Annotated in this window: 10 protein-coding genes and 2 tRNA genes; 7 read left to right on the top strand and 5 right to left on the bottom strand. The window is 34.8% G+C overall.

Features of this window, described 5'->3' with window-relative positions:
- The first annotated feature begins 217 nt into the window (after nt 1-217).
- Entirely contained in the window at nt 218-364 is a 147-nt protein-coding gene (locus L1994_RS10480; protein WP_278099383.1) for a 50S ribosomal protein L40e, read from the top strand.
- 238 nt (nt 365-602) lie between these two features.
- On the opposite strand, the gene L1994_RS10475 is transcribed toward L1994_RS10480, so the two are convergent.
- Complete coding sequence (locus L1994_RS10475; protein ID WP_278099382.1) at nt 603-1,256, bottom strand: putative phosphothreonine lyase domain-containing protein; 654 nt, start codon at nt 1,254-1,256, stop codon at nt 603-605.
- A gap of 271 nt (nt 1,257-1,527) precedes the next feature.
- Between L1994_RS10475 and htpX the strand changes: the two genes are divergently transcribed.
- From htpX to L1994_RS10450, 5 genes are all read left to right on the top strand, one after another.
- Nucleotides 1,528-2,415: a zinc metalloprotease HtpX gene (gene htpX / locus L1994_RS10470; RefSeq protein WP_278100845.1), complete on the top strand. Its 888-nt coding sequence runs from the start codon at nt 1,528-1,530 to the stop codon at nt 2,413-2,415.
- Nucleotides 2,416-2,714: 299 nt separating this feature from the next.
- A tRNA-Gly gene (locus L1994_RS10465) sits at nt 2,715-2,785 on the top strand.
- 774 nt (nt 2,786-3,559) lie between these two features.
- The gene (locus L1994_RS10460; protein ID WP_278099381.1) at nt 3,560-4,834 is read left to right on the top strand and encodes a DNA methyltransferase; all 1,275 of its coding nucleotides are present in this window, start codon (nt 3,560-3,562) and stop codon (nt 4,832-4,834) included.
- Nucleotides 4,824-7,094 carry a sensor histidine kinase gene (locus tag L1994_RS10455; RefSeq protein ID WP_278099380.1) on the top strand — a complete coding sequence of 757 codons (2,271 nt, stop codon included), beginning with the start codon at nt 4,824-4,826 and terminating at the stop codon, nt 7,092-7,094. Before L1994_RS10460 ends, L1994_RS10455 begins: the two co-directional genes overlap by 11 nt.
- A complete protein-coding gene (locus tag L1994_RS10450; protein ID WP_278099379.1) occupies nt 7,091-8,332 on the top strand; it encodes a hypothetical protein in 1,242 nt (413 codons plus the stop codon). The genes L1994_RS10455 and L1994_RS10450 overlap by 4 nt, the downstream gene beginning before the upstream one ends.
- A 211-nt stretch (nt 8,333-8,543) precedes the next feature.
- Here the strand turns inward: L1994_RS10450 and L1994_RS10445 are convergent, their stop codons facing one another.
- The 4 genes from L1994_RS10445 to L1994_RS10430 all read right to left on the bottom strand — a co-directional run bounded on the left by L1994_RS10445 (nt 8,544) and on the right by L1994_RS10430 (nt 12,051).
- Nucleotides 8,544-9,143, bottom strand: coding sequence for an FKBP-type peptidyl-prolyl cis-trans isomerase (locus L1994_RS10445; protein WP_278099378.1), 600 nt, complete (start codon nt 9,141-9,143; stop codon nt 8,544-8,546).
- A gap of 203 nt (nt 9,144-9,346) precedes the next feature.
- The gene (locus L1994_RS10440) at nt 9,347-9,508 is read right to left on the bottom strand and encodes a zinc ribbon-containing protein (RefSeq protein ID WP_278099377.1); all 162 of its coding nucleotides are present in this window, start codon (nt 9,506-9,508) and stop codon (nt 9,347-9,349) included.
- A 212-nt stretch (nt 9,509-9,720) separates the two neighbouring features.
- Complete coding sequence (locus tag L1994_RS10435; protein WP_278099376.1) at nt 9,721-10,512, bottom strand: EFR1 family ferrodoxin; 792 nt, start codon at nt 10,510-10,512, stop codon at nt 9,721-9,723.
- Nucleotides 10,513-10,662: 150 nt separating this feature from the next.
- Complete coding sequence (locus L1994_RS10430) at nt 10,663-12,051, bottom strand: MFS transporter (RefSeq protein ID WP_278099375.1); 1,389 nt, start codon at nt 12,049-12,051, stop codon at nt 10,663-10,665.
- Between the two features lie 250 nt (nt 12,052-12,301).
- Between L1994_RS10430 and L1994_RS10425 the strand changes: the two genes are divergently transcribed.
- Nucleotides 12,302-12,375 (top strand) — tRNA-Val (locus tag L1994_RS10425).
- Nucleotides 12,376-12,397 lie beyond the last annotated feature (22 nt).

The raw sequence follows: 12,397 nt of genomic DNA, 5'->3' as shown, positions 1-12,397 counted from the left end.
CTAAAAAAATCTCCTGCCTTTTTTCGTCTGTGCCTTTCCGGCTGAAAGTATTAAATTAAAGCATATTTGAAGGGTCAGTTATTGATTTTGAATAATTTTTCTGGATTTGCGGGTAATACAATATCTTCTCCTCTCATATTTTATTATCCAAAACTGTTAATACCGCAGACATCGTTGTATATAGAACTGAAGTTAAAATTATCAGGGGTATACAGATATGGCAAGATTTCCAGAGGCAGAAGCAAGGCTCCTTGATGTAAAGGTTTGTATGAAATGCAATGCAAGGAACGCAAAACGTGCAACGACATGCCGCAAGTGTGGTTCTGACAATCTCAGACCAAAGAACAAAGAAAGAAAAGCATAATAGTTATTTTTTGCTTTTGCGAATGAAATTTTTTTATTCGCCAGAGCATTTTTAATTTTTTTAATCACAGAAAAATTTGTGATTATTTTGTAATTAAAAAGTAAGAGATCTGCTTTAAAGATTATTGAAGTGTAAGAATCTCTTGGTTTTGATTTTGGTCTTCGTTTTTTAGTTTTTAAGTTTTTTAATTTTTCTGATTTTTTTTTTGATAATATGTGTTTTTTTGAATTTTATTGGTTTAAACGCTGTAATATGTTACTTTTCGTCCGCCCTGTGAGTATTCGCCCTGAAATGTTTCGATATTTCTTTTGTATCCTATGCGGTGTTCTACTCCAAGCTCTTTTAGGGTCTCTCTTATTTTCATGACATTGTCTTTGTCTTCCCAGTCGCGGGTATATACATATATTACAGTTCTTTCATCCCTTGATTCGGGGTTTTCTTTTGCAGTTGAGACCTTTGATGAGGGCCCAAGTCTGTTTTGAACGGTTGCATCCCTTATCTTCTCCCACATTGTATCGACTTCGGCTTTTTCAAGGAATATGAGCCATTTGCCGCCTTTGTCTTCGTCTCCGGGACTCATTGTAAAGTCAGGTGCATCCTGAACAATCCAGTACATGAGGGTGGTTTTTGATGGAATAACGCCTTCGCCTTCGCAGATTTTATTGTATATTTCTTCTGCGCATTTGAACTCTTCAATGAGAGCATTGGAAAGCATCTGGTATTCTGTTGAAAAGTTCTGAAAAATCTCTTTGAATTCTTCAAGAAAATTATCATTGCTGTTTACACGTTCGAAAAGGTACCTGCCGCGCTGTTTTAACTCTTTGTTTAAGATTATCTCAAAGATTCCATATGCGACGTCACTTATTTTTTCCGGTGCGCTGTCTTCCTCCATGTATGAATAGTCTGGAATATATGTATAAAATATTTCTATTTTAACCTAAATTTGAAAAAAGATTATTTGATTTGGATTTATGATGCCTGTCTTCCCCGGATTTTTATTGATGTCAGCGGAGGGTTTTACTCGTTGAGGTAAATCTTACAAATATTGGCTTTTCAGACATATCTGTAATGTCAGATTTGTACTTTTGTATGAATAAATGCGGTTTGAACTTTGCCGGTGTCAGGATATATTTATGCGATGTACTACAAATAATAAAGTTATAATGATTGGTAAATGGAAGAGAGACTGGGGTCTTACAGGCAGGGTCTTTCTGACCTGGATATTAATACTTGCAGTCTATTTGTTTTTCATAGGCGTAATTAATTTCTTTTTCCCGGGATATTTCATATTCCTGATAGCTCTTGCATTTTTGTTTGCATTTGGGCAGTATTTCTTCTCAGACAAACTTGTCCTGGCAAGCACCCGTGCAAGGATTGTTGCTGAGGATGAATATCCTGAGCTTCATATGATGGTTGAGAAGCTTTGCAACGAGGCAGGTCTTCCCAAGCCAAGGGTTGCTGTTATGCCCTCACCTGTGCCAAACGCTTTTGCTACCGGCAGAAGCCCTAAGCACGCTGTTGTTGCGGTTACAGATTCAATTATGAATACATTAAACCGCGAGGAGCTTGAGGCAGTTTTAGCGCATGAGCTTTCACATGTTAAGAACCGTGATATTCTGACGATGACTGTTGCAAGTTTTATTGCAATGATTGCATCGATGATTATGCAAAATGCTTTGTTTATGAATCTTTTTGACGGAAGAGAGAACAATGGAGCATGGATTGTAATCTGGATTGTATCTATACTCGTCTGGATTGTTGCAACTCTTCTTATGCTTTTATTATCACGTTACCGTGAGTTTGCGGCTGACAGGGGCAGTGCGATGATTACAGGAAATCCACAGGCGTTAATCTCCGCCCTTAAGAAAATAAGCGGCAGGATGGATTATGTTCCGGCAAAAAAGAAGCAGGAGATTGAGGGTGCAAATGCATTTTTTATCATTCCTGCAATTTCCGGGAAAAGTTTAACAGAGCTTTTGGCAACTCATCCGTCACTTGACAGGCGCGTTGCGGCTCTTGAAAAGATTGAAGCTGAGATTCGCGGATATTAATTCTGCTGAAAAAAAAATTCAGCTTTTTTAAACTTTTAATTTTACACTTAATAAGACGTAATTTTTAAACTAAATTAAACTACATTTTGAACTTGATTTAAACCACATTTTTAGACTTAATTTTAACTTAATTTTACATAAAGACTTTTTCCCTGAGATTTTTGACAATCGGAAAATCTTTTTGGTGAAGTTATTCTGGATTTTTTTAAAAAACGTTTTTTTGAATCAAAATCAATATTTTTAATACTTAGAAACAGCAAAATAGTATGGCACAAGCGTTATGTTAGAAGCGTTTGTTTGCACCGATGGTCTAGTGGCATGACTTTGGCCTTCCAAGCCAATAGCCCGGGTTCAATTCCCGGTCGGTGCACTCGTTTTTTAAGTTCAGGGTTTATCTATTTTGAAATTCTTTTTGAGTAATGAATACATCACGTGAAATACTATTTATGCAGATGATTTTCACGGATTTACTATCAATGATTTTTTAAAGCCGTTTAAAAAGGCGTGATCTTGCGGAAAAATTACAGAGCATGATTATAATCTTATTTTGCAGTTTGCCAACACGAATCAGGCTTTCAATAATATTTCATTAGCCCGGTATAACAAAGTTGTTTATCTTCTTCTCGGATGTATAATACAACTGGGTAAGCTGGGCAATTTTCATTGCTGGAATAACCACATAATAAGCTAAATAGAAGAGTAATCAGAGCGGATAAAACTTGCTGATTAATATAATATACATATCCTGAAAAGAGAATCTAAAGAACTATTCCAGTGGATAAAAGAATTCCCGGAGATTAGGAATTTGTATCATAACAAACTGATATTTCTTTAATAGAAGAATTTAACTTACCTTTTACTTTCACCCCCCGCCCGCAAATATCCTATATATTAAAAAGTCCGAGAGTCTCTTTCAAGGTGAATATGTGGGAGATGATGAGGATGATGGTCGTGAAAATTCTGAAAATTCAAATTTATTTGTAGATGAGATTTAACTTCTGTTCAAAGATGAATATTTTTTGACTGAAATAAAAAGAATTATTAAGGATTTGTAAAAATTTATTTGATAAAGGTTAATTAGAACAAGAAACTAACAGGACATATATAAGCAATAAATTTATTATTAATTATTTGTAGTGGTAATATGGAATTAACAGGAAGCATTAGTCATTTAAATTTAGATAATGTGCCTATTGATCCATTTTGGAATGAAGGAAATGAAGAAGAGCATAAAATACACAGAATACATGCATACCCTGCAAAATTTCCGGCATTCATTACAACAAAAGCTATAGAATATTCAAAGAATTTGGATATAAATGTAGAAACTATAGCAGACATCTTTTGCGGTTGCGGTACGACTTCTTATGAAGCAAAAAGGAACGGGATTGATTTTTGGGGTTGTGATATTAATCCTGTTGCTACATTAATAGCAGAAGTTAAAAGCAGAAAATATAAGGATTCAACACTCCTGGATTATTTCAAACAGATTACAGATAAATATTGCAATATCTCTGTTTTAGAGGATGAGTTCTCTAATGTCAATGAAAGGATAAAATATTGGTATTTTGATGAACAAATCAAAGATCTAATCAGATTAAAAAAAGCGATAAATGTCACTATTCCTAAAAAAAGTTTTTATCGTAAATTTTTCCTTTGCGCATTTTCTAATATATTAAAGAAAACATCAAGGTGGCTAACGAAATCCATTAAGCCACAATTAGATCCTGATAAAGTACCTGCTGATGTAATTACAGCATTTACTGAACAGTTTGAATATATGAGGAAAGCTAACTTAGAAAGCGAACTTTCAGAAAATACTAAAGTAAATATAAAAAATATCAATTTCCTTGATAAAAAAAATCGCAAACCTTTTGTTGATCTTTTGATCACAAGCCCTCCATATGTTACATCATATGAGTATGCAGATCTCCATCAGTTGTCAACACTTTGGCTTGAATATACTGATGATTATAAATCATTGAGAAATGGAACAATTGGAAGCTTGTATAATCATTCTGATTTTACTGAAGAAGCTAAAAAATTGAACAATGTCGGGTCTGGCATTGTTTTTAACTTATTTACTGTTGATAAAAAGAAGGCCAAGGCAGTAGCAAGATATTATTTTGATATTGAAAAGAGTGTTAAAAATAGTTATAAAATGATTAAAGATGGTGGTCTGGCTCTTTTTGTTATAGGTAATACGGAGTATAAAGGAAAAAGAGTGGATAATGCAAAGCATTTGATTTACTCAATGAATGATGCCGGATTTAAAGAGATTAATGTTGTTAAAAGAAAGATTTCAAAGAAAATACTTACACCTTACAGAGATGAAAAAGGAAAGTTTTCTATGAATCATAATGACAGGAAAGTTTACGCTGAAGAATTTATAGTTACGGGGAGGAAATATGCAAACTGAAGAAAATCTAAAAATCAGACCATATGCAAGGCTTTTAACAATGCTGGGGGATCAGCTGATAAAAAATGAGAGGGTTGCTCTTGTTGAACTTGTAAAAAATACATATGATGCAGATGCCAGTTGGGTAACTATAAATTTTGAAAATTTTGGGGACAATTATGAGATTTTAGATGACTCTAAAATTATTATAGAAGATAATGGTGAAGGGATGACAGCTGATGTTATCAGAAACAGCTGGATGAACCCGGCCACTCCATGCAAACTAAATAAGGGCGGACCTGCAAGAAAGTCAAAATTAAAAAGCAGAACTCTTCAGGGTGAAAAAGGGATAGGAAGGTTTTCTGCCTTAAAACTTGGCAAGAATGTAAAAATTATAACAAGATCTCGTGGCTCAGATGAGGAATATGTTGTAAATTTTGATTTTTCAAGCTATGATGAGGATTTTATCTCTCATAATGGAGAGATCAAAGAGATCTTCCTCGATGACATCAATATTTCAATGGCTACCAGAGAACCAGAGTTGATCATTGAAAAAGATCTCAGATTTGGAAGCCAAAATATAAAAAGAGAAAATCATGGAACAAGAATAGAAATCTCTGACTTAAAAGGAAGATGGACAGAAAAAAGAATTACATCTGTGTATGATGATTTAGCAAAACTGAGTCCTACATTTACTAAATTATTTTTTAAAGATAAATGCGAAGATGATCAATTTGAGATTATAATTAATTATAATGGTTCTAAATGGAGGGATTCAAAAGATGATATTGAAGAATTTAAAAATTTAATTGAATATTCTCCTGTTTTGAAAATAGAAGATGGAAATTTCAATAATGAATTATTAGAATATAAATTTAAAATTAATGGTGACCCTGTAAAATTAGAATTAAAATCGTCAGAAATCCGCGGTTTAAAAGTTTTTAATGATCATTTTAAAATGAATATTGGATCTGAAAACAATAAAAGAGAAGTTTATAGGGATCCTGATTGTGGATCATTTAATTTTGCATTCTATATTTTTGATTTAACTAATAAAAAAGAAAATGTCAAATCCTTAGACAAAGAAGAAAAAGAGCTTATCAAAAAGCATAGAATCTATCTTTTTCGTGATGGAATCAGGGTTTATCCATATGGTGATCCCGATGATGACTGGCTTGAAATTGATAAGGTACGTGGCAATATAAGAGCCAGTGAAATGCTTAGTAATGACCAGACAATAGGTATTATTGAGATTTCTAAGAATCAAAATCCAAATTTAAACGACAAAACAAATAGAGAAGGATTAATTGAGACAGGGGATGCTACCCGGGATTTTATTAAACTAATTCAAACATTGCTATCATATATTCGAAAAAACAGATATCAGGAATATATAGATCTTAAGAAAAATAGAAGAGAACAGGAAATATATAAGAGAAATTTTGTACAAACTGAATTATCTTCATTAAAGGAGCATCTCTCAAAATCTGGTGATAATGAAGCTATTGCTCTTCTAAATCAGGCTGAGAAAAATTACACTATTGAGAAAAACTACCTTGAAACAAGAGCAGAGATTACAGAGGATCTTGCAGGTGTAGGTCTTGCTGTTGAAACAGCATCTCATGATATTATAGCTTTCCTTTCAAAAGCAATTAAAGCAGTTGATAATTTAAGTGGGGAAGTTCTTCATGGAAATACTGATCCGGAATACTTGTTTGACGAGATCTCATCAGTAAAAGGTATTTTATCATTCATAGAAGGACAATTTTCAGACGTTCAGTTATTATTCAGATCATCAAAAAAGAGAAGGAGAAATATTCGCATTGATGAAATGCTTAAGAAAGTTAATAAGATTTACAGAAAATCATTATCTGAAGAAAAAATTGCATTAAATATTATTTCAACAGGCTCTCCTCTGATAGCAAAAACAACAGATGCAGTTGTTTTACAGCTATTGATTAATTTATTTGACAATTCATTTTACTGGCTAAAAACTATAGATATACCTGATAAAGAGATTCGAATAACTCTTGATGGTTCCCAGGGGAAATTGATATTTTCAGATAATGGCCCTGGAATTAGTGAAGAAGATAAACCATACATTTTTAGTTCCTTTTATTCTGGGAAAGGTGAAGAGGGAAGAGGTCTTGGATTATATATCGCACGGCAGCTTCTGGAAAGACATGATTATTCTATAGATCTTGCTGAATTAAACTCAGAGGAGAAATTATCCGGAGCTAATTTTGTTGTCAATTTTGTTGCAAAGGGGGATGAAAATTGACTGCAACTGCATTATTGAATGGAATTGCGGTAATTATTGATGATCATATAGATGATAAATCCTGTGCAGATCCCATATTAGATATAAAAAATCAAATTGAGAAAAAGCACATACCTGTATTGGGATATTCAGAGCTTCCTGATGATGATCAAATTAAGCATTTTTCGAATGCAGCATTTGTTATAATTGATTGGGATTTAAAATCAACTGAGGAAATGCCTATGGCGGTCACTCCAGGAAGCGCTCTTCAAGAATCAAAAGAAGAATCTGTAGCCAGTTTTATAATTAAATTGAAGGATTATTATTTTGGGCCAGTATTTATTTTTAGTAATCAATCTGAGAAGTCTATTGAAGACAAATTAAAAGAGGTCTTCCAAAATACGGGAGGCACTTCTCAATGTAAGGATTTTATGGATTATATCTCCGTAAAAAAGAAAAACGAATTACAAGACAACCGATTATTTGATGAGATAAATAAGTGGTTCAAAGATAAACCCTCTATCTACGTTATTAAAAAATGGGATGAATCACTTAACAAATCAAAAAGGAATTTATTCTGGCATCTATATGAATTAAATCATAACTGGCCGCGGATATTCTGGAGAGCTTTCAAAGATGATAGCACTGATCCTTCTGTTGAATTAAGGGATCTTCTTTCAAGAAATTTAGTTTCAAGATTAGAGACTTGTGAGTTTGAAGAAGAGTCTATTGGTGAAATAGTAGACAAAATTGATCATAATGATATTAGGAAAGTAATGTGTGGTGAAAAATTTATTGATTCTTCTTTATTAGATATAAAAACAGTCACATGTGGAGATGTTTTTCATCAAAAAGAGAATGATATTGATTATTATTATGTAAATATACGACCTGCATGTGATTGTATCCCCAGAGATGGCGAGAATGGCGTGGATTCTGTTAATATGTATTTAATAAGGGGTACAAGGTTAACGGATGCCCAAATCAAGAGTTCTTACCTCAAGAAATATCATAAATTTGATGAAAATGCAGTATTTACAATATTATCATTTATTAGTCATGGTAATGAAAATATCACAATTAAAATGCATTTTAATGATTTTTTTGTAAAAACATATGGAGATTTTAAAGATTATCGAGTTGGTAGATTATTGCCACCACATATTACTCATATTAAACAAAAATATGCAGCATATCTTCAAAGAGAAGGTTTTATACCTACACCTGAGTGTGCTATACCTATAGAGTCAAAAAAATAAAAGAGATGTATTTTTTTTATTTTTTTTAGTCCGCCTTCCGCAGGGATGCTCGTCCATCCCTGCGAAGGCCTATCCTAACCTCTGGAGAAAAAAGACAAATTATCTTCTCCTTCACTTTCAAACCCCAAAATATGACAAATACCACTACCTAAAAAATAATTCAGTCATTTCAAAAAATTGACCTGACTGCCTAAAAAAGAGTTAAAAATATTTATTCCGCTCTTTTGATAACAGAATCAAGAGTAATTGTAAACTGGAGCTCTTTTTCAACAAGCGGCTTGTTCATATCAACAGTTATCGAATCCTCTGTTACGTTGGTGAAAAGATATCTCACATATTTTCCTTCTGGGAGCAGATATTCAATTATCGGACAGGAATAACCGGGAATAAGTGATATTGTGATGTTTTCTTTATCCATGCTGTGTATCAGATCAATTGCTTCATTTAACGGAATTGTTTTTACAAGGCTTTCATTTTTCTCACCATATGCTTCATCCGGTGTTAAAATGACTGTTTTTGTCTCTCCGGGAGTCATTCCGTGTATTGCTCTGTCGAATCCGGAGATCATAGCTTTGCTTCCAAGTGTGAAGTTCAGCGGTGTTTTGTTTATATTCGATTCAAATATAGGACCTCCGGGAAAAGAGAGGGAGTAATACACGCTTACCTGATCTCCGGATTTTGCAGGCGCATCTTTATCATTTGCATAACTTCCGGCAAGCGATAATCCTGTTACCAAAATTATCGACAGCATTATGGCAATAATCGCCAGTGAAAAACGAGACCGCCCTGAGAACCTGATTTTATTTTTCATATATTATCAATACTTGCGTAAAATCTCATAACTATTTCTAAATGTCAGGGTTTTATGGAATGTTCCGGTAAAATAAAATTGAATTCAGAAGATTGATTTTCTAACCGGGGCTATAGTTATCAGAGTAAACGGCAGTTTTAAGAGCAGAATCTATTTATGCACTGAGCGGAAACCTGGTGTTTTTAGGAAAAAGGAAATTAAAATCAGACTATCTTTTCCCATCTGCGTGAATCGCATATAGGGCACTTTGGCAAGATATCAGAGTCCCTTTCGAGCCTGATTCTGTTTCTGTCCTTCATACATCTGTATCTTCCTTTTCCCGGTTTATCACCGCTGTTATAAATTGGCTGGTTCTTTATAAGCAAATTTTAGTCCCCCCTAAACATTAAATGCTTGGACTGTCCCGACTTATATCTATCTATTCTGTTTTCTGTTTGAAAACTCAGCTTAAAATCAATTAAACCTGAAAATTAAACCTGAAAATTTCAGGGTTCCTTTTTACAGTTTTATTCGATATTCTATTCTATCTTTTATTCTATTTCCATTTTGTATTTTATCCTGTAAAGTCCGGTTTTATTTAAATATCGTTATTTTTAAGTTCAGAAATCTCAACAGACGGATTTTTGTAGTGGTTTCGAATTGAAGTTTTAGGGCCTGCCTCAATTGCGCCTGCAGGGCAGATGTGGATACAGGCACAGCACATCTCGCAGTGGTGCTTCCAGACGGGTTTACTATCTATTATTTCTATGTTTTTTGCAGGGCATATTTCCGCACATATTCCACAGGATGTGCAGTTGTTGCTGACGGAGAATTTTTCATCGGCTTTGTGGACATTTGATGCAAACCGCCTGTATGCTGCAAGATGTAAAATACTGTCAAGGACTGGCAGGGGGATTTTTTTCTTCTCTAAACCGGCAATTTTTTCTGCAATATTACTAATTTCCTCATCAGCTTTTGTTAGGATCTCTTTTTGTTTCTCTTCTGCCGGAGGATTATACATGAGGATGTAGTTGGACGGCATTAAAACAGTAAAACCTGCATCAAGACCTTTTGTATTTTTTCCCTGCAAAATTTTGTCAAGCTGACGAAGAGCTGATTTGCCGCCTGTTCCTCCAAGGGTTGCCAGTCCAAAGGTGTATTCTGCATTCTGAAGGTTAAGACGGTCTGAAAACTCTGCAACCATCACAGGAAGGCCGGCAAAGTAAACCGGAAATATGATTCCAACTCTTTGTGCATCCGGAATTATATCCGGAGTGTCTTTTTGTGACGCAACCGGTACAAGTTCACAGTCTTTTATTATTCCGGCAATTTTTTTGGCGGCTGAAAGAGAATTTCCTGTGCCGGTAAAATAGTAGATAATGGTCTTCACCAAAAACACTCCTCATATTCTTAATATCAGGAATATTTTCGTTTCACAAAATAAACCTTTCATAATTAAGGATTTGCTATCTAAGTTACTTAGTAACTTGCATGAAAATCATAATTTGATTTTCATGGTAAATGGAGTATTTAGAATTTATTAAAAACTTATTTCTTCGGTTTTCTTTTTGTTTTTCTTCCTGACCAATGATGCGAATGTTCCTATTATGCAGAGAACTAAAAATATTGCGAATGCGATGTTTATTCCTGACATAATTCCGCTTAATTCTGCCTCTGAAAGCGCCTCTCTTCCGATTGTAAGTGAAAATGCAAGCATGGAAATTCCCATTGAAGCCATCATTCCGCAAAGTCTCATCGTTCCCAAAATTCCTGATGCAACACCGTATCTTCTTTCATCAACGCTGTTCATCACAACATGTGTGTTTGGCGATGAAAAGAGTGCAAAACCAAATCCTAAGAAGCAAAGATTTCCGATTATCATATAAATTGATGATTCAACATTAAGTCCTGCGAAAAGCAAAAGACCTGCTGATATAAATCCCATGCCTAAAGTTGCGATGTAGGATGAGTTGTATTTGTCAGAAAGCCTGCCTGTGACGGGCGAAAATACTGTCTGAAGAAGTGGCTGGGCGATAAGAATCAGCCCTGCGGTAAAAGGATCAAAGCCCCTTATTGTCTGTAAATAGATGCTTAACAAAAATCCGATTGCATACGTTGCACTGTAATTGATGAGTGCGGCGAGGTTTGAGAGTGCAAAAACCCTGTTTTTTGTGATAAGTGATATTTCAAAGACAGGATTTGGAGACATCTTTTCCCATCCGAGAAAGACAATCAGGAATATAACCGCAAGTGCGAAGAGCAAAAGTCCGAAACTTTCCTGGATTTCCTGAAATCCAAGCATCAGGCAGAGTATGAAGCCGGCGTAAAAGACTGATCCCAAAAGATCGAATTTTGTGTTTTTATCTTTCTTCTCATCAATATGAAGATATTTTAGACTTGCAATAAATATCAAAACGCCGAGTATGAAATTGAAGTAAAATATACTTCTCCAGCCGAAGAATTCTGTTATAAGCCCGCCGATGAAAGGTCCGAGTGTAAGTCCGGCATAGACTACTGACACGTTTATTCCAAGCGCTGTTCCCCGGAGATTTGGAGGCATTGCGCTTGTTATTATCGCAACAGCCGTTGAGAATATCATTGCGCCGCCGATGCCCTGAAAGACTCTGCAGGCGATTAGATATTCAACTGAAGGAACCATTGCCGAGAGAAGAGAACATGCAGTGTACAGGGCAACTCCGGCGAGGAATATCTTGGTTCTTCCTCTCATGTCTGCAAGCCGGCCCATTGGAACGACTAATATCGCTGATGCCAGAAGGTATGATGTTGCAACCCATGAGAGAAGGATTGCGTCTGAGAAAAATTCTGTACCGATTTGGGGAATTGCGATGTTAATTGATGAGCCCATAAAAGGGGTCAGAAATGATCCCAGTGAGGTTATTAGAAGTATTGCTTTCTGGCGGGAATCCATTTATTCAATATTTGTGGACAATTGGTTATAGCCTTTGCCGAAAATCCCTGTAATTCATAATTTTACCATGGAAATCAAATCATGATTTTCATGAAACAGTACATGAAAAATTAGTTTGGTATTTGTTTAGTGGACATTTTTTAAGGTGTTTGAGTTTTGTTAACTTTATTCAGACTATTTTTAGCATTTTTTTGAACAACTTCAAAACCCTTAATATCAGAAAAATTCAAGAATTATGAGTAAATTCAAAGGACCCGTGGTCTAGCTGGTCATGACGCTGCCTTCACACGGCAGAGATCGGGCGTTCGAATCGCCCCGAGTCCATTTTTAAAGTGTTTTGGTCTCA

The organism is Methanomicrobium antiquum (genome assembly GCF_029633915.1).
GTDB classification, from domain to species: domain Archaea; phylum Halobacteriota; class Methanomicrobia; order Methanomicrobiales; family Methanomicrobiaceae; genus Methanomicrobium; species Methanomicrobium antiquum.
The sequence above is the reverse complement of the archived record's forward strand: the minus strand, read 5'-3'. Positions and strand labels throughout refer to the sequence as shown.